Annotated in this window: 21 protein-coding genes; 4 read left to right on the top strand and 17 right to left on the bottom strand. The window is 35.0% G+C overall.

The annotated features are described in order from the left end of the window. Positions 1 to 47 precede the first annotated feature (47 nt). Both LKACC16343_RS06050 and LKACC16343_RS06045 read right to left on the bottom strand, forming a co-directional pair. Positions 48 to 2,462 (bottom strand): flavocytochrome c, encoded by a 2,415-nt coding sequence (locus LKACC16343_RS06050; RefSeq protein ID WP_056953831.1) that lies wholly within the window; start codon positions 2,460 to 2,462, stop codon positions 48 to 50. After that, the gene (locus LKACC16343_RS06045; RefSeq protein WP_056953829.1) at positions 2,462 to 3,082 is read right to left on the bottom strand and encodes an NADPH-dependent FMN reductase; all 621 of its coding nucleotides are present in this window, start codon (positions 3,080 to 3,082) and stop codon (positions 2,462 to 2,464) included. The genes LKACC16343_RS06050 and LKACC16343_RS06045 overlap by 1 nt, the downstream gene beginning before the upstream one ends. A 225-nt stretch (positions 3,083 to 3,307) precedes the next feature. On the opposite strand from LKACC16343_RS06045, the gene LKACC16343_RS06040 reads away from it, so the two are divergent. Next, entirely contained in the window at positions 3,308 to 4,255 is a 948-nt protein-coding gene (locus LKACC16343_RS06040) for a LysR family transcriptional regulator (protein WP_056953827.1), read from the top strand. A gap of 132 nt (positions 4,256 to 4,387) precedes the next feature. Here LKACC16343_RS06040 and LKACC16343_RS06035 read toward each other — a convergent pair whose 3' ends face one another. From LKACC16343_RS06035 to LKACC16343_RS06025, 3 genes are all read right to left on the bottom strand, one after another. Then, positions 4,388 to 5,320 (bottom strand): AEC family transporter, encoded by a 933-nt coding sequence (locus LKACC16343_RS06035; RefSeq protein WP_056953824.1) that lies wholly within the window; start codon positions 5,318 to 5,320, stop codon positions 4,388 to 4,390. Between the two features lie 101 nt (positions 5,321 to 5,421). Then, the gene (rpoN, locus tag LKACC16343_RS06030) at positions 5,422 to 6,705 is read right to left on the bottom strand and encodes an RNA polymerase factor sigma-54 (protein ID WP_056953823.1); all 1,284 of its coding nucleotides are present in this window, start codon (positions 6,703 to 6,705) and stop codon (positions 5,422 to 5,424) included. Positions 6,706 to 6,824: 119 nt separating this feature from the next. Beyond that, on the bottom strand, positions 6,825 to 7,415 hold the full coding sequence (locus LKACC16343_RS06025; protein WP_056953821.1) for a TetR/AcrR family transcriptional regulator: 591 nt from the start codon (positions 7,413 to 7,415) through the stop codon (positions 6,825 to 6,827). Between the two features lie 141 nt (positions 7,416 to 7,556). On the opposite strand from LKACC16343_RS06025, the gene LKACC16343_RS06020 reads away from it, so the two are divergent. Together LKACC16343_RS06020 and LKACC16343_RS14660 are read left to right on the top strand one after the other, a co-directional pair. Beyond that, positions 7,557 to 10,109: a YhgE/Pip domain-containing protein gene (locus LKACC16343_RS06020; RefSeq protein ID WP_056953819.1), complete on the top strand. Its 2,553-nt coding sequence runs from the start codon at positions 7,557 to 7,559 to the stop codon at positions 10,107 to 10,109. A 313-nt stretch (positions 10,110 to 10,422) separates the two neighbouring features. Next, positions 10,423 to 12,597 carry a SpaA isopeptide-forming pilin-related protein gene (locus LKACC16343_RS14660; protein ID WP_056953817.1) on the top strand — a complete coding sequence of 725 codons (2,175 nt, stop codon included), beginning with the start codon at positions 10,423 to 10,425 and terminating at the stop codon, positions 12,595 to 12,597. A gap of 127 nt (positions 12,598 to 12,724) precedes the next feature. Here the strand turns inward: LKACC16343_RS14660 and citG are convergent, their stop codons facing one another. The 8 genes from citG to LKACC16343_RS05975 are packed head-to-tail and all read right to left on the bottom strand — an operon-like array spanning position 12,725 to position 20,305. Further along, positions 12,725 to 13,543, bottom strand: a complete 819-nt coding sequence (gene citG, locus LKACC16343_RS06010; protein WP_056953816.1) for a triphosphoribosyl-dephospho-CoA synthase CitG — start codon at positions 13,541 to 13,543, stop codon at positions 12,725 to 12,727. Next, on the bottom strand, positions 13,540 to 14,079 hold the full coding sequence (gene citX, locus LKACC16343_RS06005) for a citrate lyase holo-[acyl-carrier protein] synthase (protein WP_056953814.1): 540 nt from the start codon (positions 14,077 to 14,079) through the stop codon (positions 13,540 to 13,542). Before citX ends, citG begins: the two co-directional genes overlap by 4 nt. An 11-nt stretch (positions 14,080 to 14,090) precedes the next feature. Next, entirely contained in the window at positions 14,091 to 15,632 is a 1,542-nt protein-coding gene (gene citF, locus LKACC16343_RS06000) for a citrate lyase subunit alpha (protein ID WP_056953813.1), read from the bottom strand. Further along, positions 15,622 to 16,524 carry a citrate (pro-3S)-lyase subunit beta gene (gene citE, locus LKACC16343_RS05995; protein ID WP_056953811.1) on the bottom strand — a complete coding sequence of 301 codons (903 nt, stop codon included), beginning with the start codon at positions 16,522 to 16,524 and terminating at the stop codon, positions 15,622 to 15,624. The genes citF and citE overlap by 11 nt, the downstream gene beginning before the upstream one ends. Next, positions 16,524 to 16,817 (bottom strand): citrate lyase acyl carrier protein, encoded by a 294-nt coding sequence (citD, locus tag LKACC16343_RS05990; RefSeq protein ID WP_056953809.1) that lies wholly within the window; start codon positions 16,815 to 16,817, stop codon positions 16,524 to 16,526. The genes citE and citD overlap by 1 nt, the downstream gene beginning before the upstream one ends. Beyond that, the gene (gene citC / locus LKACC16343_RS05985) at positions 16,807 to 17,820 is read right to left on the bottom strand and encodes a [citrate (pro-3S)-lyase] ligase (RefSeq protein ID WP_056953807.1); all 1,014 of its coding nucleotides are present in this window, start codon (positions 17,818 to 17,820) and stop codon (positions 16,807 to 16,809) included. Before citC ends, citD begins: the two co-directional genes overlap by 11 nt. Positions 17,821 to 17,826: 6 nt before the next feature. Further along, positions 17,827 to 19,113, bottom strand: a complete 1,287-nt coding sequence (locus LKACC16343_RS05980) for a 2-hydroxycarboxylate transporter family protein (protein ID WP_373887553.1) — start codon at positions 19,111 to 19,113, stop codon at positions 17,827 to 17,829. Positions 19,114 to 19,156: 43 nt separating this feature from the next. Further along, on the bottom strand, positions 19,157 to 20,305 hold the full coding sequence (locus tag LKACC16343_RS05975) for an NAD(P)-dependent malic enzyme (RefSeq protein ID WP_056953805.1): 1,149 nt from the start codon (positions 20,303 to 20,305) through the stop codon (positions 19,157 to 19,159). A gap of 175 nt (positions 20,306 to 20,480) precedes the next feature. Here LKACC16343_RS05975 and LKACC16343_RS05970 point away from each other — a divergent pair, with 175 nt between their 5' ends. Beyond that, complete coding sequence (locus LKACC16343_RS05970; RefSeq protein ID WP_056953802.1) at positions 20,481 to 21,428, top strand: sugar-binding transcriptional regulator; 948 nt, start codon at positions 20,481 to 20,483, stop codon at positions 21,426 to 21,428. A 501-nt stretch (positions 21,429 to 21,929) separates the two neighbouring features. Here the strand turns inward: LKACC16343_RS05970 and LKACC16343_RS05965 are convergent. From LKACC16343_RS05965 to brnQ, 4 genes are all read right to left on the bottom strand, one after another. Then, a complete protein-coding gene (locus LKACC16343_RS05965) occupies positions 21,930 to 22,133 on the bottom strand; it encodes a helix-turn-helix domain-containing protein (protein WP_056953800.1) in 204 nt (67 codons plus the stop codon). After that, positions 22,130 to 22,603 carry a DUF2975 domain-containing protein gene (locus tag LKACC16343_RS05960; RefSeq protein WP_056953798.1) on the bottom strand — a complete coding sequence of 158 codons (474 nt, stop codon included), beginning with the start codon at positions 22,601 to 22,603 and terminating at the stop codon, positions 22,130 to 22,132. Before LKACC16343_RS05960 ends, LKACC16343_RS05965 begins: the two co-directional genes overlap by 4 nt. A gap of 94 nt (positions 22,604 to 22,697) precedes the next feature. Continuing rightward, positions 22,698 to 23,447, bottom strand: a complete 750-nt coding sequence (locus tag LKACC16343_RS05955) for an HAD-IIB family hydrolase (RefSeq protein ID WP_056953796.1) — start codon at positions 23,445 to 23,447, stop codon at positions 22,698 to 22,700. Continuing rightward, positions 23,447 to 24,784: a branched-chain amino acid transport system II carrier protein gene (brnQ, locus tag LKACC16343_RS05950; RefSeq protein WP_056953794.1), complete on the bottom strand. Its 1,338-nt coding sequence runs from the start codon at positions 24,782 to 24,784 to the stop codon at positions 23,447 to 23,449. Before brnQ ends, LKACC16343_RS05955 begins: the two co-directional genes overlap by 1 nt. Between the last annotated feature and the right edge of the window lie 119 nt (positions 24,785 to 24,903).

Genomic DNA, 24,903 nt, shown 5'->3' with positions numbered 1-24,903 from the left:
CAAAGAGACAGTTAATTCAAAATTGAATTAACTGTCTCTTTTGTGTTCTATTCCATATCTTTCAAAGCATTATTTGCAGCAATACGTCCAAATGTAAAAATGTCACTCAATGAATTACCACCAAGACGGTTACCAGCATGAATTCCTCCGGCAACTTCACCAGCAGCATATAAGCCAGAAATAATCTTTTCATCTTGATTAATAACGTGAGCATCTGTATCAATCCTTAAACCACCCATTGTATGATGAACAGCTGGTTTTCTTGGTGTAGCATAGAATGGTGCTTTTTCAACTTTCAAATCAAAGGCACTCTTATGGAATTCTGGATCTTCCCCAGCGTCAACATAAGAATTATAGTCATTGACAGTCTTAACAAAAGTAGCTGGATCCATGCCCACTTGTTTAGCTAAACCTTCCAAAGTGTCATCACGATACAAAGTACCTTGTTCAACTTGTTTGTCAATTTGAGCTTGACTAGTGTTATAAGCTGTTTCTTTAATTGCGTCGTCGGCAATCAAATAGAACAAACTACCATTATCAATGGCGGCCTTAGTCAATTCATCACGACTACCATATTCGTTAACGAAACGTTTTCCCTTTTGATTAACCATCACAAAATTCTGTGGTGGTACTTGTAAACCACTGAAGAGTTCTCCAGTCTCCGGATCAGATACCGGCATCATTTGAGAAAAGCCCATACCGACCAATTCGGCACCAGCACTTTGACCTAAACGAATTCCGTCACCAGTAATAGCTGGTGAGTTAGTTGTCTTAATATTATCATCAATATTGGACCAGTAAGTGTTATACTTCTTCAACATTTTCGTATTAGCACCAAATCCACCTGAAGCTAGGACCACAGCCTTTGCATGTACGATAACTTTTTTACCATCAGAACTACGAGCAATGATACCTTTAACTTGACCACCTTCGATAATCAATTCTTTAGCTGCGGTATCTGTAATAATTTGTCCATCATTACTTTCAAGATATTTCTTCAAAGCTTCAATAAAGGCAAATCCTTGACTACCAAGTGGTTTATGTCCACGTCTCCATAAAGCCCCAACCGGCATAGTCACTTGAGTCTTATCAAATTTAACGCCAATATCTTCGAGCCATTTAACTGACTCTAAAGCATGATCTGTCAATTCCTTAACCAAATCATATTGACCATAAATCTTGTTACCATTGAGATCAGTTCTTTTTCCACCAAGATAAGTTTGAATACGATGTAAAAGTTTAGAATCAAACAGATAAGCTTTTTTATCTTCATTTTCCTTAAGATATTCATTAATTTGTTTCTTTAATGCTCGGAAATCAGCCAAATATTCATCATCAATCGTCTTTTCATCAATTTCTGAAATTTCTTTTAGAGTGTGACGTTCACCAGTAATCTCATCAAATTTATTTTGCCATTCTGGATCAGCGGCGTTCATTGGGCCACCAGCGCGAACAGTATTTCCCCCAATAGCTGGGAATTTTTCAAGCACAATCGCCTTTTTACCCTGTTGAATCGTTCTAGCTGCGGCTGTTAACCCAGCACCACCGGCACCAACAACAACGACATCAGTTTGATACTCAACAACATTTTGTTTATTAGGACCACTTGATTTTTTACGTTTCTTCAAAATATCGGGATTTGCTCCAGCCATTTTGACAGCCTTAGCAACACCATCAACCACACCACGACTAGTGATAGATGCACCAGAAACATTTAAAGTTTGACCGTCAATAATTTGTTGAGGAATACGTTTGAAAGCAACATCAGCAATACCTTGAGTTTCACTAGAAGTGTCGATATCAATTTTTTCAATACGATCATCTGACAAGGTAACTTCCATTGGTAAGTCTCCATTATGACCTACTGCAGTAACTTTGAAAGTTCCGGGCTCATAAGTAATATCTTCTGGAATATTCATTTGAGCAATGATGTCAGAAAATTTCATAAACTTAGCAAAACAACTGTCTAAGAAATCAATCGTACGCTGAGCTTTCAAATCACCATTCTTGTCAAAGGCTTCTTGAGCTTTACCTAATAAAAATTCTGAACCAGGCATGACACTGGCATTTACCCCAGGAGCATCCAAAATTTGACGTAAATGTAATTGTGCTCTGGATGAACCCTGGATATTGTATGAAGCACCAACAATCATCACTGCTTTACCATCTAAAGGATGTAAATTGAATGATAACCATTCGATAATACTCTTCAAAGCTGCGGGAATAGAGTGATTATGTTCAGGTGTAGCGACAATAACCCCATCACTAGCTTCAATTTTTTGATTGAATTCTTGAATAATTGGACTATCAGATTGATCTTTAGATTCATTGAACATAGGAACATCTTTTAATTCGAGAATTTCAATTTCTGCTTTATTAGCAAAGTGTTTCTGCATGAATTGCAAAAGCATACGGTTGTATGATTTTTTAGCATTAGTACCAACAATTCCAATAAACTTCATTACATGTCCTCCCCATTTGCGACTTGTTTCCAAGAAAATTGTTTACTGATTTCAAAGAATTTACTATTTGCTGTCAATTTTTCAGTTAATTTGACGAAAGAAAGGAATTCTGTAAAATCATTATCCAATTCCTTAGCCTTATCTTCATAAATCATGTTTCCATCGTCATCAAAAGCTTCCAAAGCTCTTCCTAATAAGTATTCAACATTAGGCATAATCAAGGCTTTAAGTTCTGGTGCTTCAAGAATTTGACGTAAATGAGCTTGGGCACGTGATGTACCAAGAGCACCTAATGAAGCTCCAATAATCATAACCGGCTTATTGATCAATGGACGAGTTGTGTAAGATAACCACTCGATAGCATTTTTCAAAACAGCTGGAATAGAATGATCATATTCAGGTGTAGCAAAGATTACGCCATCACTAGCCGCAATTTTATCTGATAACACTTGAACAGCTTGAGGTGCAGTTTTATCCTCTGGTTCATCAAAAACAGGAATTTCATCAATTTCACAAATTTCAATTTCTGCTTGTTCACTATAATGTTGTCTCATATACTGTAACAAACGACGGTTGGTCGACTCTGAAGAATTAGTTCCCACGATTCCAACTAATTTCATAACAAATCTCCTCACAATTGTGTAAGGGTACACAATTAACTTTTTTTAATTAAATTATTTAGTAAGTAGTCAAAATGGTACTATTTAATAGTAAAAACTACCCACTAACTTTAGAGTAAATATCTTTTACTATAAGATTAGTTTAGAGCTCACTTGTGAATTTGTGAAATATTTATTTAATTGTTGAGCTATAAGTAAATAGCTATAAGTTAGGAATGACAGTCTATGCCGAAAACTGATTCTCTAAATATGCTGCGCTTTTTGGACACTTTGTTAAAACATGGTAATTATACAAAGGCGGCCAAAGATCTCTATATCTCACAACCATATTTAACACAAACAATACAAAATGCCGAAAAAGAATTGGGAATTGAAATCATCAATCGTAAATCCTCTCCTTTACAATTAACTGACGCCGGAAGAATTTACTATCAATATTTGAATTCTCTTGAGACTGAAAAAAGTAATTTTCAGAGACAAATCCTTAAATATTCTTCACCAAATAAGACAGTCATTCATTTAGGGGTGCTGTCTAGTTTAGGAACCTATTTGTTACCCCTTTTTATGAAAAAATATTTATCCACTCATCCCGAAGTCAAAATTGAACTCCACGAAGATATACCTGAAACTAACGAAAAAAGTCTTTTAAACGGTGAGATTGATTTTCTTCTGGGACAAAACCCAGAAACTATTTCACCGAGATTAACAGTCTACAACCGTGGGACTCATGGGTATTTTGCCATTATTCCTAAGACTTCCCAATTCTTTCAAAAGGGAAAAAAATCTTTAGAACCAAATTCAATTTCAATCAAAAATTTACTAAAAGAGAAACTTGTTTTAACTACTCATGGTTCTGCCATCCGACGTCAAGTTGATTACTTATTGGAAAAGTACAAAGTAAATTCAAATATTGTTTTAGAAAGTAGCAATATCTTTACCACTGCTAAACTCGCTACCAGTGGTTTGGGTGTAACTCTATTGCCTGAAAGTGTTTATATCATTCCGAATAGTGATGAATACAATATCTATCCCTTGCCGCAAAGTATTATTTCACTCGATTACTTTATTGCCTATCAAGCGGATCGAACCTTGAACCAGGCTGAACAGGATCTAGTTGATTCTTTCCTCAATAGCATTCAAGAAAGAATCAATCAAGATCCTACATTGTTGTAAATAATAAAAGATACTATCTAATTCTTCATTTGCTGACAAATTTTATCAACAAATTCATCAGCCATCCCCTTTAGAAAAACACTATTATAACTTTCAAAATATTTTCCATATTAAACACATAAAAACCTTCATCTACAAAATATTACCCAAAGCAAAGATCAAAGGAATTGTAACTAAAGACAAAATTGTCGACAAACTCATAGCCGATATAGCTGGTGCAGTATCGTCGTGAACCTGCAAAGTAAACAGCACTACTAATCCAGCTACTGGACAAGCTGCCATTACGATTGTTGTATAGAAAGCAATTCCCGTGACGCCAATCATTCTTAAAATAATGATTCCAAAAATAGGAAATAATAGATTACGGAATAAGATTGTTAATCCAATTTCTTTATTCAACATATTTTTAGTAAATTTAATATTAGCCAAACTATTTCCAATTACAATCATCGATAATGGCGTATTCACCGAACCAATATCTTTGATAATTTGATTTGGAATACTTGGAATTCGTACTGAGAAGACAAAAAAGATTGCTCCAATGACAATCGCGATAATATTAGGATTCAATAAAACTTGTTTCCAATTAGTTTTTTCGGTTGTACCACTGTCATTATTTTTGAACAATGATACTCCTTGCGTCCAACTAAAAATGTTAAAGGCTGCCAATGAAACCACTGCAAAGAAGACGCCTTTGGAACCAAATAGAGAACTAATCAACGGAATTCCCATGAATCCGGCATTAGAATAAATACTACCGTACTGAGCAATTCTACTTAAATTACGATTCTTTAGACTTCCAAAAACCAATTTAGCGATAACAATTTCAACTACGTACAACAAGATTACTCCCCCGGCTGCCAGCAAAAATTGTTTGATTCGATCGTTCGAGTAAGGTTGTTCAAACGCATTAATAATTAAACATGGTGAAACAATATATAGTAAAACATTTGTTAAGTCATTCGACGTCTGCGCATGCATAAATTTTAATTTGTTAATTAAAACCCCCACTAGCATCAAGCAGAACATCAAAATGATTTGATTAATCAGTTGTCCAATATTCATTATTTTTCCCTCTAGTTATACTTTAACTAAAGTTTTATGCCAAAACAACACAGCAAAGAAGCATCCATTCAAGATACAAATGGATGCTTCTTTATTTTGAATTATTTTCTACGACGACCAGTAGCTGGATAACCTAATTCTTCACGGTATTTAGCTACAGTTCTACGAGCAATCTTCAAATTATCTTCTATTAATAAGTTAGAAATCTTTTGATCACTCAATGGTTTCTTCTTATCTTCATTATCTAAAATGTCTTTGATCTTGGCCTTAACTTGATCAACGGATTTATCATCCTCACCTACATTTACCTTACTTCTACGTGAGAAGAAGTTCTTCAACTCAAAGATTCCAAAGTCAGTTTGGATGTATTTTCCATTGATAGTTCTGCTTACAGTTGACTCACTCAATTGTAATTTTTGAGCAACATCCCTTATCAAAAGTGGTTCCAAAGCATTGGTTTCCTGCATAAAGAATTTATACTGTGCTTTAACGATACACTTACCGATAATAGAAATTGTTTCAATTCGACGTTGCAAATTATAGCTCAATGATTTGTATTGATTGTACTTTTCGTAAATATACTTTTTAACATCTTCATCAGTTGATTGTGCTAATCGGTCATAAGTTTCTTCAGCAAAAACAATTTGTGGCTGACCATATTTAGTTACTGACAAAGTTAATTTGTCTTTATTTTTTTTAATCCTCAATTCAGGAACAACATATTGTTCATTTTGAGAAGTATATCTTTGTCCCGGATTAGCCGTCAACGACTGAATAAAGTCGACATTCTTTTGTAATTCCTCATTTGATAACTTCAGCTTACGTTTTAATTGTTTCCATTCATGTTTAGCCAACATTTCAAAATTATCACTCAACATCGACATAACAACAGGGTCAGCATTATCCGCCTCAGCTTGCAAATACAGACATTCCTGCAAATTTCTGGCACCAATCCCAGGAGGATCAAGTTGATGCAAAAGTGTCTTGGCATCTAACAACATAATTGGTGTAATATCTTTAAGTTCCGCGAAGATCTCCTTATCAGACATTGTTAAATAACCATTAGGATCTAATTGTTCAATCAAATAAACGACCAAATCACGTAAAGGTGTTTTACGCATCGTTAATTGAACCTGATCTAAAAGGTACTCAAACAACGACTGTTGATCATCCTTAATTTGATATGAAGCTCGATCACTGTTTTCAACGAATGGCATATCCAAATCGACATGTACATCGAAAAGTGGATTCTCCAGACTCTGTTCATTTAAATATTCAGCTAAATCAATAGCATCTGATTGTAATACTAAAATTGATTGTCTCATTCCCTGGGTTAGAGACAATCCCTGAACCTGTTTCTGGTTCAAATTTTGCTTTAATTCCATTAATTTCACGCTCCTTCCGTTATTTTATTCAAAAATTATTAGAATACTTTTTTCGTCAAATATAATAACTAATATAATGATAGCGCTTTTTTAGATATTTGTATTTACTCTTGCCAACTTTATTTTTCGGATTGACGATTTAAATCAATAAATGAACTTAGACCACTGGTATTCAAACGAATCAGACGATTTCTAAACTCGCTTCTATCTAACTGTACCAACCCACTATTATATAAACGAAACATCATCATAGTATTACGAATAAAGAAGCTGGCACAAATATAAGAGTCTAATTGGGAAGTTCCATATTGCTCCTGAATTGCTTGGGCAAAACCTTCAGCCACCTTGGACTCAACTTTTCTAGACAAAAAACTATAATCCATTGAAGTCATCATGAATGTATAGAACTCACGTGATTTTTGAAAAAAATCAAATACTCGGTCAAAGATATAGCCTGGTTTGGCAAGACTCTCCTTTAAAGGCTGACCAGTGATCAAAGTTAATAATTTATCAGCAATTTCATCCACAACAGTATTAGAAAAATCATCGATAGAATCGTAATGTAGATAAAATGTCTTACGATTGATTCCTGCAGTTTCAGTTAATTTCTTAACTGTGATGTTGCGATAGCTAGTATTCCTAGCAATCTTCCTAAAAGCAGTCTGTAGAACTTGATTAGTTTTTTGTACTCTACGATCAATTTTTGTCATTTAATTTCACCTTTTTTAAGATAATACACACATTGTGTATTTATGTTGTGGAAATGATATATTTATATGTTTATCATTTAAGCCACAGTTGAGTATTAATTCACGCCAACTATAACATATTTTCTAAAAGGGGTAATACAAATGATTAAAGAGGAATGGAAATATCTGTTAAAACACAAGTTAATGATTATTGTTTTCGCAGTTATGATCTTTATTCCATCCATCTATTCTGTTACTTTTCTTAAATCCATGTGGGATCCATATGGACAATTAAAAAATTTACCAGTTGCTGTCGTCAACAATGATAAATCTGTAAATTATCAAGGTACAGACTTAAAGGTTGGAAAAGATCTTACTAAAAAACTTAAGCACTCTAAGGATATGGATTTCCGTATTCTCAATTCAAAACAACAAGCACAAAAAGGTTTAAGCGATGGCAAATACTATATGGTCATCACTATCCCAAAGAATTTTTCTCAAAATGCTACCACATTATTAAACAAGAATCCTAAAAAAATGGTACTACACTACGAAACTAGTGCTGGTCACAACTTCACAGCTTCCAAAATGACTGCTTCGGCTGCCCAACAAGCCGCTCAAGGCGTTTCTGAACAAGTCACTAAGACCTATTCGAAGACAATGTTCCAAGCTCTAAAACAGGTTTCTCAGGGTATGGGTAAAGCTGCCAAAGGAAGTCAGAAGTTAGCCACTGGCGGACAAAAGTTAGAAAATGCCAATTCAGAATTATCAACGGGACTCAACACCTTAGCTACCAGTTCTCTAACTTTTAGTAACGGAGCCAATACTCTTAATCAAGGTTTGAATCAATATATTTCTGGAGTTGATCAAGTCGCAGCCGGTAGTCAAACTTTAACTGATGGTATTCAACAGTTAAATGACAAATCCTCAACCTTAACTAGTGGCGTCAATCAATTAGCAGCTGGTAGCAGCGCTTTAACATCAGGCTTGCAAAACTACACTAACGGCGTAACTAGTTTGAATACCGCTAGCAATAGTTTGCATTCCGGCTCACAGGCCCTAAATAACGGAACTAATACTTTGGCTACCAGTTCTCAAACTCTGAATTCAGGATTAAGCCAATTACATTCGGCTAGCCAAGAGTTAACTGATAACTTGCAAAAAGTCAGTGACAGCTTGGATAATACCACCCAGGTTGAAAGTTCAATTAAGAACCTCAAGGACCAACTTGCTAACAACAATAGTCAACAAGCCAGTGCCATTAAGAGTGATCTAACTTCCTTGCAAGAAGCCATCAAAACTCAAGCTGATTCAAATAATCAAACAAGTCAAAAAGTTTCCCAAATAGCCGATCAACAAGGGCTATCCGCTACACAAAAAGCTGCAATTCTCGATGCAGTAAATTCTTCAGACAACAGTAACTTAAGTCAGATCACTGATACTTTATCAAAAGATTTAACTACACTCATGACTACCCAAGAAAGTGCTCTATCACAATTAGATAGTCTTTCAAATAGTAGCAATGATTTATCAACTATCATTGCTCAATTAGCAGCCGGTTCTCAACAACTTACAACTCAGTTGCAAAATGCCTCAACCGGTATGAATCAGTTAAGCAATGGCATCAGTGAATTAAATACCAATACTGCTCAATTAACACAAGGTAGTGCTCAATTGAATGCTGGCATCAATCAACTGGCAGACAATAGTTCCACTTTAAATACTGGTGCTTCCAGTCTTAACAACGGTATTGGTGAATTGAATAGTCAAATGCCAACTCTGAAATCAGGTGTTAGTCAATTGGCAACTGGAGCTGATTCTCTCAATTCCGGAATCAATCAATTGGTTGCTAATGGTACATCTCTAACTAGTGGTACTACTCAACTAACCTCAGGTGCGCAACAAATAAACAGTGGTTCTGAAAAACTAGCCGACGGTTCCAGTCAAATGGGTAGTGGCTTACAACAAGTAACTTCTGGTAATAATACTTTGAACAAAGAATTAGCCGCAGGAGCTAAGAAATCCAACATCAAAGCTACTAATTTAACTTATGACCAAATCGCCAAACCAACTACAACCAAACATAAAGAAAGAGATACCGCTCCAAATAACGGTACCGGAATGGCTCCTTATATGTTATCCGTTTCCTTATTCGTTGGTGCTCTAGCCTTCAATTTAATGTTCGATATCTATACACCTAGAAAATTCCCACGTACAGGTGTTAGTTGGTGGGCTAGCAAAGCTGCTATAACTGGTACTTTTGTTCTATTAGAAGCAGTTGCAGTCTTCCTACTACTTAGTGTCATTGATGGTTTAGCTCCAGTTCGTCCATTTACTACCCTAATAATGTTGATTCTAACTGGATTAACTTTCATGTCGATTGTTCATTGGCTCAATCTAGTTCTTGGTAAAGTTGGTTCATTCCTAAGTATGATTCTCTTAGTCTTTCAACTTGGTGGATCTGCCGGAACCTATCCAATTCAATTATCCAACAAATTCTTTGAGTCAATTCATCCATGGCTACCAATGTCTTACAGTGTCGATGGTTTAAGACAAACCTTGATGATTGGTGACTCGGCCATCCCTGACATGATGACGCTTTTAGCTATCACATTACTATTTTCACTTCTCAGCATTCTTTTCTTTGTCAGAAGAAAGACCCATATCTCTGAAATTGATTACACTAAAGAAGCAGCTGAACATTCAATCGTTTAAACTATTAATCAAAAAGTCTTCAAATCAATAGATAAAATGTCTAAAGATTTGAAGACTTTTTTCTTGTTTTATAAAAATTGGTATATATTAAAAATGCTGTTATGTAAATATCAAATAATAAATGGTCTTATTTTTTTACTATTTTAAAAGTACGATTTATACTCTAGGCGTAAAAAAAGAATGTATCTTAATAATTCAATTCAATAGGTTAAATAAAACCGAAAGGAAATTAACCTATTGCCTTTTTTACAATAGTTTAAACGAGTTGTACAGATCAAAAATCTGACATACTCTTTCACTGGAGATGTCTAAAATGAAAAAATCACTTCTTTATATAACTTTAGTTGGATTGGTTTTAACATTTTTGCTTATCTTTATGCCTAGTGGACAAACAGTAAAAGCTGCAACGTCCTCGCAAGTTGGTTCAACCTCTACTATAACAACTACGAACCCTTCTACCAGTCAAACCAGTGAAACTTCATCTGATCCATTAATCACACCTAGATTTATTGAAGGTATCAGCGGATTAAATGGCGAAGATGCCAAAGTAACTGATATGAATGGTAATCCTATTGGACCCGACGATGATTTATATACATGGTTGAACTTCAATGTACACTATAATTGGAGTATTCCTGATGGTGTTAAAATCAATGCTGGCGATACATCTGATTTTGAGCTACCCAATGGAATAGTAGCTTCTGGTGATCTATCATTCCCTATCTACGATTCCAATGGTGTAGAAATTGGTACTGGCTCCATTAAAAATGGTGAAAGTACTGGTACTATTACATTTAACGATGCATTGTCCAATACTACACTCAACCGTAAAGGTACATTAAATCTCATTGCTAAAGGTACACAAACCAATAACAACAATGAAGGCGAAAATTGGATGTTTAATAAAGTTGGTTGGGTTGCTGGTTATGATCAAAACAATGTCCCTAACGAATTAACTTGGAATATTGCTTTTAACCCTAACGAAAACAACTTAAAGAACGTTGTCATCAAAGATACCCTTGGTCCTAACCAAGAGTATATCCCTGGTTCATTAACTGCCATTGGTGGTTCTTACCAAAATGGTGGCTTTGTTGGCAATGGTCAGCAACTATATCCAAATGTAGTCGTTAACGGAAATGTCGTTGAGATTAGCTTCCCTGGTAATGTTACAACAGCTGTTGATATTTACTATAGAGTCAAAGTTACACCTAATGCCGATGGTACTAACACCTGGACTAACCACGCAACAATGGGGTCAAGCGAAGGCGATTACTCTATCGACTCCAACACATCTTGGGGTGGTAGTGGTACCGGCAACGGTGAAGAAGTTGGAACGATTAAGCTTACTAAGACAGATGCTATCTCTGGAAAAGTTTTGGCTGGCGCTGAATACGAATTAAAAGATAGTACTGGCAAAGTTCTTATGTCCAATGTCACAACTGACGAAAATGGTGTTATCAATATTAAAAATCTACCACTTGGTACATATACTTTAACCGAAGTAAAAGCTCCTGATGGTTATGAATTGAATCCAACTCCAATCACAATCACTTTACCTTCTGATGGTTCATTGGATTTAAATATTTCCGAAACAGACGAACCATTCACTGGTAATGTTACATTGACAAAAGTCGATTCAGTCGTTAACAAGCTTTTACCAGGCGCCGTATATAATCTACTAGACGCTGACAAGAACGTTATTAAGAGCGATTTGACAACTAATGAAAGTGGTCAAATCAATGTTACCGGCCTACCAGTCGGAACATACTACTTTGTTGAAACAAAAGCCCCTGAAGGCTATGAATTAAATGATGAACCAATCGAATTCACTATCACAAAAGATGAAACAACAGATCTTGAAGCTAAGGATGTCGAGACTCCGACAGAACCTGAAAATCCTGTTAAGCCTCCAATCATCGTTCCTCCCGTTAAACCCGAAGAACCTGAAAATCCTGAAGAACCTGTGAACCCTGAAGAGCCTGAAAACCCTGAAGAACCGGAGAATCCTGGTACTACAGTCCCTCCTGTTAAACCTGAAGAACCCGAAAATCCTGGTACTACAGTCCCTCCTGTTAAACCCGAAGAACCTGAAGAACCTGGTACTACAGTTCCTCCTGTTAAACCCGAAGAACCTGAAGAACCTGGTACTACAGTTCCTCCCGTTAAACCTGAAGAACCCGAAAATCCTGGTACTACAGTCCCTCCCGTTAAACCCGAAGAACCTGAAATCCCAGGTACCTCTGAACCCGAAAATCCTGGAGCCATCACTCCTGCACCAAATCCTGACGAAGTTCTTCCACCAACCAACACTGACAACAGTGACAATGTTAGTGGAAATACATCTAATGTAACTTCTAACGGATCAGGGTCAGCAAACAGTCAGAAGAAATTCCCTCAAACTGGTAATGCTAGTGGTTTGTTCATGGCAGTTATCGGATCATTCTTAGCTTTGTTCTTAATCTTTAAACATTTGATCAAGAATCTATAATATTTTACATTAAAAGGCATGATTCCAATTATCTATTGGCGTCATGCTTTTTTTGCACACAAAAACCCCTTAAATACACAGATTTTTCAACTAAACCTGCACATCTAAGGGGTCATTTATTCACACACTAAATTAAAAATAAAAATAAAAATATAGTAACTATCAGAAGATCCGCACTTCCACCAAGACTAAGATTGTTTTTATTACAATATTCATTCATATCATCCAAAATTTTCTTACCTTCAGAATTACCACAACCGCCAACATTTAAAATATCTTTAGCATATTTTTGAATTCTCTCTAATGAATTAAGATCGCCACGTTTTACTACATTAGAATCATACGAATGAGAAACAATAACCATTAAAGTATTCAAAAACATACTGTTAAGATCAACATCAGTTTGTGATTTTAGATATGGTAAAGAATTATCGAAAACAGTCGGATACCCTTTCTCAGCTTCACCGCGAATACCAGTAACTCCATACTTGAGAAACATTTTTTCTCCATTGCTCAAGTTTTTCTTACTGTCCAAAGCCTTAAAATCATTCTCAACTAAACCTTGAAGCATCGCTTTTATAGTCGCTTGGATATTATCACGATCATAACCACACGCTGCCAATATTATACCTAAGGAAAAAATTGCTCCTTTATGGGTATTAATATTGTTCGTGGACTCAAACATTGCTTCTTCAGCCTTAATTCCAATCGGACGAATTGATTTGAACAAGTCACGCAAATCATTACCCTCAAAATCAATTCCAGCTTGCGCAAATTCTTCCAAATATGGATGTAACGATACAGCACTATCAATGAAAGTAAATACATTCATATCCAAATGAGTTGAGTTATCAACTGGATCAACTAATCCCGGTTTAGGGTGAACATTTACCTCATATAATAAAGCTTTCACTGCAGCATCTGCTAAGTATTTACTTGATTTCATAAAAGCTCCACATTTTTATTTATTAATTCACTAATATAGTTCTGCATTTCTTTAACACTATGCTTTCGACTACGAGCACACACTTTAGCAGGTTGATCACACATTATGCATTTACGTCCTACTTGGTGAAAATCTTGTCTGCTCACTGGATGAGGAACACCGTCATCCTCCGTCAAAACATCAATATCAAATAGTCTGCCTAGATTATCATTGTCTTCAAATTCAATAGCAGCTTGCTTTGAATCTTTAGCTGACCCATCAAGAATCAAAAAGGCCTCTGGACCAGTTGCTACATCCCATATCAACCGATAATCAACCTTTGATTCTTGCAAAAATCTTTTTAAACCGCGATAGAAAACTTGTATCAAATAAGCATTATTTTTAATTGGACCAGGTATGTTTAATTTGGCATTAATTAATGATTGATTGTTATTTAATTTTTTTAAAAGAATGAGCTGCTCTCTTACACGCATATCTCTACTCTTCAATATTTGGGTAATATCTTGTGGTATTCCTTTAGAAAAAACATCAACCATCTTTTTTACTCCTAATCTTTAACTTGATAAACGGTATCGATCAAACTACCATCACGATATTCAATCAAAGCAACTGGGCGATCAGTGAATTGTAGTTTTTCTGGTTTACCAACAATAGCTTCTGCACGTTTTTGTAGTTCTTCAATTGTATAAACTGGAACACCAGGAACATCTTTCAAAGCTTCAATTAAATCTTTTCTTCTAGGATTAATAGCAATACCTACTTCAGTTACTAATACATCAATACTATCACCAGGTGTAACAACAGTAGTTACGTCTGGTACGACTGTCGCAATTCTACCACGAACTAGTGGGGCAGAAATGATAGTCAATTTAGCGTTAGCTGCATCTTGATGTCCACCAATAGCACCACGTAGTACGCCATCTGATCCAGTCATAACATTAACATTGAATTTTGTATCGATTTCTAAGGCCGATAGGATACAAACATCCAATTGATTTACTGCAGCGCCCTTATTATAAGGATCGGCATACCATGAAGAATCAATTTCTTGTTGATTTTCATTATTAGCCATACTTGCGGCAGCACCCTTATCAAAGTCTTGAACATCAAGAATCTTATTAACTAAACCTTCCTCTAGCAAATCAACTGTTGGTTTAGTAATACCACCTAATGCAAATGATGCCTTGATATTCCTGTCAATCATTGATTCTCTTAGATAACGGCTAACAGCAAGGGCTGCACCACCAGAACCAGTTTGGAAACTAAATCCATCTTTGAAATATGGAGAATGTGTGATTACTTGGTTAACAGTCTTAGCAATTTTTAATTCCTTAGGATCTTTAGTGAATCTTGTAGCACCGGAACCGATCTTTTCTGGATCTCCGACTTTTGATACCTTAACGACATAATCAACTTGAGTTTGTTTAACACTTGCAGGTGTATTTGGATAAGGCATGATTGTATCAGTTAACAATACTACCTTATCAGCATATTTGGCATCCATAAGTGAATAACCCATTGAACCAAAGACAGCGTCACCTTTGATAGCATTAGCATTTCCGACAGCATCAGAATTAGGAACACCCAAGAAAGCAACATCTATTTTAATATCACCATTTTCGATTGAACGAGCACGGTTACCATGTGAGCGAAGAACAACTGGATCTTTCAAACCACCATGTGAAATGAAATCTCCCAAGCTACCACGCATACCTGATGAAGTTATATGAGTAACTGTTCCGGCTTTAATGGCCTTAATTACCATATCATTCATAACATTGGTCAAAGAACTTGGTGCTAATGTCAAATCCTTAAAACCTTCGTCAATAATTTCTTGCATAACCATGTTAAAGACAAAATCACCTTCACGGAAATGATGGTGGAAAGAAATTGTCATTCCATCTTTCAAACCAACTTTAGCGATAACATCTTTAATTGAATCAACTAACTTATCATTTCCTTGTGAAACTTTTACCTCGTGTGCTACATAAGTAGTTTCGGGATTACCGATTTCAGTTGTTTCAAATGGTTTATAATTTTTATCTTTTAAAATTTCATCGGGAATTTCACGATTTACTTTATTCAACATAAATATTGCCTTCCTTATCAACTAAGTGTGAAGCCTTGGCTAAGGCCATAGTTCTTTCTGCACGAGCAACAACTGGTTTATCAACCATCTTACCATGTAAGGAAATTACTCCTGAACCCTTCTTGTGAGCTTCTTCAATAGCATTTAGAACAGCTTTAGCATTTCTAATTTCCTTTTCACTTGGAGCATAGATAGCATTTACTAATGGTATTTGTCTTGGGTTAATAACTGACTTACCATCAAATCCTAATTCATGAATAATTTCTACTTCATGATTGAATCCTTCAGTGTTATCAACATCAGAATAAACTGTATCAAAGGCTGCAATCCCTGCTGCACGAGCACCATGAAGAATCATATTACGAGCAAATGATAGTTCTGCGCCATCGGGATATCTGTGTGTCTTCATATTTGTAACGTAATCTTCAGCACCAAGAGCAATACCGATCAAACGATCAGAAGCTTTAGCAATTGCAGGTGCATTCAAAACACCTTCAGCACTTTCAATAGCAGCCATCATATGTGTACGACCGTTTTCAATACCAAAGAACTTCTCTGCTTCAGCAATAACTTTTTCAGTTTCAACTACATCATCAGGTGTTTCAGTCTTAGGTAAACGAATAACTTGAACTCCAGCCTTTACCATTGCATAAATATCGGCTTTTCCCATATCTGTGTCCAAACCATTAATTCTGACAACAAGTTCAGAGTTACCATAATCTACATTCTTTAAGGCTTCAAAGACCAACATTCTAGCAGCATCTTTTTCTGCCAAAGAAACTGAATCTTCCAAATCAAACATTATTGAATCTGCTCCGTAAATACCGGCATCTTTAATCATAGCTGGGTTATTACCAGGAACAAACATCATAGTTCTTCTCAAACGTTCCATTATTCGAGTACCCCCCAATTTTGTTCATTCTGAGTATCAGTTGCACGTTGAATTGCAGCGATTAAGCGAGCTTTAATTGTACAATCCAAAGCACCTTTGTCAACAACGTGTACCTTAACATTGTTAATCTCATATTTAGCTAATAAGTCTGTAACTACCTTTTTGATCTGTTTTCCAAATTGTTTTTCAACTTGTGAATCAAGGTCAATACTGATTCCCTTACCCTCAGAAAGAGTAATTTGAACATCACTAGATTCAAGTGTACCTGCTAGTGCCGTATGTTTAATTTCCATTATTAATCCTCCTTAATAAATCCTTTAAATTCGTTTTTATAAAATCAAAAGTTGTTTCTGGAACATACTTTCTAATCGCTTCTAGATTTTCTTTACTAATAGCTTGGCGAACTTTAGTAGCACTGATAATATCGCCGCCAATCTCTTTACGCTTCAACACTTCTAATACAACTTCAGGTATTAAAATTTTCTTCAACGATTGATTATATATTTCAGTTGTAGGTGAATATGGTTCCTCTCCTACAAAACGTTTAGTAATATTTAATGCCTCTGCAATTCTTTTAAAAACTTGGGCATCTAATTCTGTTTGATAAGTAACTACATCGCTACGACTCTTTATAAAATATGATGGGAAAGTTACAAAACTAACCATATAATCGCCGCCGGCTACAACCACAACATTGTTTAAATCTTTAGTACCTGCTTTAACTAATTCAATACGTTCTGAAGTTTTAAATAAAGAAGCATTCTGACTAACTACGAAGACATAAACTACATCGCTCTTTTTCGATGCTTCTTCTATTAAATAACGATGTCCTAACGTAAAAGGATTAGCGTTCATAACAATTGCAGAAATATTATTTCCTGATACCTTAGGTAGTTCAGAAATATATTGAGTGATCGAGTAATCCCCAGTTTCTAAAAGCGTTGAGAAGCTACTTTTAGCTACCAGTTTGAATCCTAAATATTCAAAACTACTTTGGTACTGCGTCTTGGTAAAAACAAAAACATGAAATATGTTCTGACTAGCCAAATCACTAATTAAATATGAAACTAATTTATTAAAAACATTACCACCTTGATATTCCGGATCAATTGCCAAATACTTCAGAACATTATTAAAATAAGATCCTGTTGCAATCAGCTTATCTTCATCATAAATACCAATTGTTTCTGTAATATCATCTAAATTCTCAATGTACAGTCCCTCATTTTCAATCAACTTTTGCCATTGTTGATAATAGTAAGGGTCGTTTAAATCTATTTTTATCGTATCCAACATAATCTCCTAAGCGAAAAATCTCATAAGGAAAATTGAAAGTGTAACAGTAATTGCACCACCCAAACGAACTGCAACTTGAGCAAACGGCATCAAGTTCATACGATCACCAGCGGCCAGGATTGCTAGAGCACCTGTACCACCTTGACCAGAACAACATGATACGGCAATTGCTGTATCGACTGGATACATGCCTAATAATTTGGCACTAAAGAATGCAGCAAGAATAATGGCCGTAACTGTAACAAAGATTGTAAGTAGCATTGGTACATTTGTGAATACAGTTACCAATGACTTCCAAGGAGTCATAGCAACACCGACTCCGAATAGTAATAATGGAGAAATACCTTTAACTGTCAAACTGTATAGTGACTTTCCACCTTCTTGTACAGAATCTGGAATCCAACCTAACATTTTGGCAACCATTACTACGATCAATAATACGATAGGTGCTGGTAAATGAATCACACTGTTAACCCATACACCAAGCATGTACAAAGTAATGGCCAAGATACCTGATATCAACATCTTAGTAATATTAGCTGTATCAGATTTTGAAGAAAGACTACCTAATTCATCAGCACTATCATCGCTTTCAACTAGACGACCATTTCCAGTCAAACTTGGTTTCTTAACACCAATTTGTCTCAAGATACCCGCTTCAATAACTGCGACAAGACTACCTAACATAACACAAGGTAAAATTTGAGCAAAAATGTCTTGTTGACCCATTGAAATAATAGCCGCATAACCTAATGACAATGGCAAGGCACCTTCACCAACACCACCAGCCATAATAGGAGCAACAATGAAGAAATATGATTTATATGCTGAAAGTCCTAATAGCATTCCAAATCCCATACCAACTAGTGGTCCTACAACTTCACAAATCAAAAGAACTACGATAATACGCATACTGGCTTGGATCAAAGTCTTTCGATTCATAGCCGAAATACTTCCGACAATTAATAATGCAATAAAGACTGCTAGAAAATTATTGTTATTCATAAAATCAGTTACAATCTTGGTCGTGCTATTTGGTAACCAATCCATGTAAACAAGATAAGAGGGTAAGAAAGTGACAACCAACACCTTACCACCCAATGAATTCAAAATTGGAATATGCTTTCCTATTTCCTCAAGAATAAAAGAAAATAACGTCATGATACCAATGGCACCAATCATATCATTAGGCATTTGCTTAGTAATTGTTAACAACAGATATGTGACTAATAACAACAGATATAAAGGCATTGGTACAATTCCAATATTTAATCCCATAAACTTCTGAAAGATATTTTTATGTTGTGCATCATTAGGAATAGAGTTTGTTTCCATCTTATTCACCTTTTTTCACAAAATTTGTTATCGCATCAGATACTGTTTTTACTACGCCGTCATCAAAGACACCAGGAATAATTTTTTCAGCCTTAGGTGACTCAATCATTGAAGCTAACCCTTCTGCCACACTAGTTTCTACGTCAGAACTGAAATGTTTGACATGATTTTCAAGTAATCCCTTAAATAAACCTGGGAAAGCTAAGATGTTATTAACTTGGTTAGGATATTGTGAACTACCTGTAGCCACTACAACAGCACCAGCTTCTTTAGCATCGGCTGGATCAATTTCAGGTTTTGGATTAGCTAATGCGAATACAATTCCTTCATTCATTGATGAAACCATTGCTTTAGTTACTACATTTCCTACTGACAAACCGATAAATGCATCCGCACCATTCATTGCTTCAGCTAAATCTTTTGCCTCAGTCTTATAGTTGACCTTTTTATATAAATCATATTGATAGTCATTCAATGTTGTATCTTTACTGTTGATGACACCTTTTTGGTCAACTAGAACAATATTCTTTACACCACTATCAAATAACAATTCAGCTGTAGCTAATCCTGAAGCCCCAACTCCATTGACAACTACTTTCATATCTTTCAAATCTTTATGAACAACTTTTGCTGCATTGATCAAACCGGCCAAAACTACAATAGCTGTTCCTTCTTGATCGTCATGATAAACTGGAATATCAATTTTTTCAGCAAGTTTTTTTTCAATTTCAAAACACTTTGGTGCAGCAATATCTTCCAAATGAATTCCTGCAAAACTCTTACTTATATTAGCAACCGTTTGAACGAATTCATCGACATCAACTTGATCCAAGGCTAAAGGTATTGCATCAACATTAGCCAGCTTCTTATATAACAAAGCCTTACCCTCAATAACAGGTAATCCACCTTGAGGTCCAATATTTCCTAATCCTAGTACCGCTGAACCATCAGTTATAATTGCTACCAATTTACCACTGACAGTATATTCAGAAGCAAGACTGTGATCATTAGCAATAAGTTTACTAATTTCAGCAACTCCTGGAGTATAGGCCTCACCTAATTCTTCCTTAGTTGATACTGGTAATTCCCCATCAATTTCCAGAACTCCGGTATGCGCACTATGTAATTTTTTTATTAATTCACTATTCATAAGCTGCACCTCTTTTAAATTTTTAAAAAAATAACTTATTTATTAACATTTTTCAATTATCATATTACTCTTCGTTTTAAAATATGTAAATGATTTCACAAGAATTAAATTTTTAAAAAATTGCTATTAATTTACAATTAAGGTAATTTATATATATATCAAAGGAGATTCGATTATGGATCAAGAAAAAGACACTTCACTACTTGTCGATTTAGCTCAGGATTATTATCTTAGACATCTTAATCTGGGTGAAATCGCTAAAAAATATAATATTAGCCGTTATAAAATTTCAAAATACTTAAATGAAGCTATTGAAAAGAACATCGTTACAATTAATATCAATTCACCATTTGCTCGAAGCCACGATTTGGAAAACAAATTTAAACATTTTTTCCCCAATCTAAATTTTTACATTTTAAAAAATACAGAAGATATCGCTCATGAAGACGACCGTTTCTATTCCTTTGCGGCAAAATATTTACAGAATTTGATAAATGGAAAAAAGATTATTGGTCTTACTTGGGGAGATACGATTTATCACGTAATTGATTCATTCCAGTCCGTTCCCAAAGAAAACATGGTCTTTACACAGTTTGTTGGCGAAAATGGTAAACATAACTCTTTAGCTGGATCAATGCGTATGGTTCAAAAAGTTGCGGTTCGTTATAACGGTACATATCTGACCATTGATGCTCCACTATATATAGCCAACAAAGAGGTAAGACGTTTACTTGCCTTGGAACCAGCTATCCAACCAACTCTAGCAACGGCCCAACAATTAGATTTGATTTTTACTAGTGTAGGAACAATTGATTCGATTAATAGTGTCAACTCTTGGTATAATTCTGAAGACATTCTTTTTCCAAAAATTAATCCTAATTCAATTGCGGCCTTAGTTTATGGCCGCCCAATTGATAAAGATGGGAACTTATTAATCGATAACGAGCATGATAAGGTATTCGGTATTAGTTTCAAAAAGACTATGGAAGTTCCAACTCGAGTAGCAATCGTAAATGATAAATTTAAGTTCTTAGCCTTAAAAGCTGCTTTAAACGGTAATTACTTCACGGATGTTATTCTCAATGAACCTACAGCTAACAAGGTTTTAGCTGAATTAGAATAGCTAAATAAAGTATGTTTGTGCTTAATTTTCGATTACTTTATTAAAAATAAATGTTTTTAATACATGATCTTTCATCCTCAAAGCAAAAAAGGTGTTCATATCAGCCAAATTTTAATTGGTTAATATAAACACCTTTTTACTATCTAAATGTAAAACAAAAAAGAAATCCATTTGTACTATATAGAGTTAAAGAATTCAAGATGCCGCAGTTTTACTCAGCAGTAATTAGAACCAACGAACTAGTCGGTAGTAAAAAATCTGTGAGCCCTCAGTGGTGAAGTTTTACTTAACTTGCGTAGCAAGGTTAGTAAAAGACCGAGCTTCGAGATCCATAATTTCGCACAAAGTGTGAAATTATTAGCTTGAAGTCGTGTCCACCACGTTCCAGCGGCTCACAGATTTTTTGCGGACGACGCATATTTCAATTACATTAGTTGGTATCCAGTTACAACCAGGTTTGAACATGAAATATGCCTTGAAAACTTAATAGAGGCTGTTCTTTTATTCTTCAGTATATTCTAAAATATCGCCTGGTTGACATTGTAAAATCTGACAAATCTTTTCTAACGTTGAAAAAAGAATTGCCTTAGCACGATTATTCTTCAAGATAGAGATATTGGCCTGAGTAATCCCAACTTTGTCTGCCAATTCCATGACTGTCATTTTTCGTTTTAATAACATAATATCCAAATTAACATTTATCATATCGTCAAATCATTTTCATCTTTCATTTTAATAGAATTATCCAAGATTTGTTCCATCGTATAAACAAAAGTAGCTATGGCTAAAGGTAAAAATACAACTGCACCAACAATAATAATTAGTCCCGGCGCATCTCCATGGTCAGCTGTATAGTAAACAAACGGCATAATGCCTAACAAAATCACAAATTCAGCGATGAATAAATAACGAATCATTTTGACCGCATGTAAGGCAATTTTACTGAAGAAATCTCGCCGATCAATTAAAAAGAAAATTCTAAACAAATAATAACTAATGCCAAAGATTACTAAACAACCTAAGAATAGAGAACTAGCTGTTAAAGTTTGTAATCCAAAAGTTGAGCCCTCTTTAATAGACGAAATAGTTCCCATCGTTAAAGTAAAACAAAAAAATAAGACAAACAAATCGATAATAGCTGTAACTAACTTTAAAAGTACTGTTTTAATCTTCATGCCCAATCTCCCATCAATTATTAGGGGTATTTTAGCATTTTGCATATTGAAAAACAATATATTTATATTGATAATCGATATATATATATATATATTAAATAAAGCTTTTAATAAGTTGTGCCACCTTTTCACTATTAGCCTCACAAATAACATCTGCTTTTTTACCAAAATTCAACAGTGACGGCTTACTATTGATCCAAATACTCTGCTGAGCTTCACTTAACATTTCCAAATCATTGCGATCATTACCAAAGGCTACAAACTTATCAACTTGTAGATATTCTAAAGTATAAGCCTTATTAATATTCTGCGATGTAATATCAACCGTTCCCTCACCAGCTAAACCAATAGCGTTTAAAGTCGTCTTCTCCTTAATGAGAGTCATTAACTTTCCCTGCAAAGAGTCATCTAAATTAACAAAGATTGTTTTAATCGGTTCAACAATTTCTTCCAGAGCAACCTGTTTAGCTAAATTTTTGGGATCAATCATTTTTTCAATAAAACTTTCTTGAGTAATTCTAGATGAATAATTCCAACTACCATCGACTATATAATCTAACTGAAATTCATTAATCAACTCTTTTAAGAAATCATAGTACTCAAGGTCTATTTTGGAAATCACTCTAACCTTTTGATCTATTGAAATCATGGCACCATTAGCACCAATTAGTTTTTGATTCGTAAAGGTAGGAATCATTGGTAAAAGATCCCTAATCGGACGTGCTGAAGCAAAAATAACTTCATTCCCTGCCGCAATCAAATCGTCAATAGCGGAATTGATCACTGGAGCAATTGTTTCACCATCAAAACTCAAAGTTCCATCAACGTCAAAGATATATTTCATTAATTTTTCTCCTGATATTTATTTATCATAAAACCAATTACTAATCCAATTAGAGCTGGAATTACCCACCCCAAGCCTAATGAAGCCAGTGGTAAATAACTATTCCAATGTAATACATTTTGAATAAAACTAGAACCTTTCAAAGTTTCTGGTAGAGCATCAACTCCCGCAAACAACGATGGGATGACTGTAAATAAGGTTGTCAAACCAAAGATCCATCTCGATTCACCAATTAACGGTGTTAAAACTGCCACAATAATCAAAACAATAGCCAGAGGATAAAGGAACATCAAAACAGGTGTCGAATAATTGATCAATTTTGTTAAACCAATATTGGCAATCAAAAACGAAATCACGCCAACTACAATTAAAGTAATTTGATATTTGAATTTAGGAAACATCTCCTCAGCAGTTTCACCAAAGGCTGTTGTCAAACCAATTGAGGTTTTCAAACAAGCTATAATAGCAATCAAAGCCAACAACAAACTTCCAAAAGAACCGAAATAATAATTGAAGACTTGTGCCAGAGTTACGCCTCCATTAGAAGCTAATGGCAATTTAGCTACACTCATTGTTCCTATTAGTGCTAAGAAACCATAGATCACTCCCATAATTACTACGCTGATAAGACCAGATTTAATGGTATCTTTAGCAATTTGACCAGGATGAGTGATTCCTAATGATTTAATAGTATCAATTACGACAACGCCAAAAGCTAATGAAGCCAAAGCATCCATCGTATTGTATCCTTCAGTAAATCCAGTCAGAACTGGACTTGTCGCATACTGATTTTGTGGAACAGCCTGCAAATTACCCATCGGCTTCACAAAAGCTGTTACTATCAAAATTCCTAATAAAACTAGAAAAATCGGTGTTAACCACTTACCAACATAAGTCATCAATTTACTTGGTTTTCTTGATAATAACCACGTTACAAAGAAGAAAATAGCTGAAAAAATCAACAATACTAAACTCTGATGCCCTTTATCGACAAAGGGTGCGATTCCTAATTGAAATGAAATCGTCGCTAATCTCGGAATTGCGAACAACGGACCCATTGTCATATAAAGTAAAATTGTAAAAATATAAGCGAACGGACGATTAACTTTTCCCGCTAAATCAAAGACACTATTACTAGCTGTAATTCCCATACTGGCAACTCCTAGAAGAGGTAATCCTACTCCAGTAATTAGAAGACCAATAATGGCTAAACCAACATTGCTACCGGCTTGTTGACCAAGGAAGACTGGAAAAATCAGATTTCCAGCTCCAAAAAATAATCCAAATAACATTGAACCAATGAAGAATAAATTTCTCCAAGTTAATTTTGTTTTCATTTATTTCACTCTCTTAACTAAACTCATCTAAATATCATAATCAAATCAACGTTTTGAAACAACTAATATTTGAATTTTAAGCAAAAAAAGACACCCCATTGGGATGTCTAAGTAAATTT

It is taken from the genome of Companilactobacillus bobalius, assembly GCF_002179915.1.
Classification (GTDB): domain Bacteria; phylum Bacillota; class Bacilli; order Lactobacillales; family Lactobacillaceae; genus Companilactobacillus; species Companilactobacillus bobalius.
This window is presented reverse-complemented; position numbering and strand designations above follow the sequence as displayed.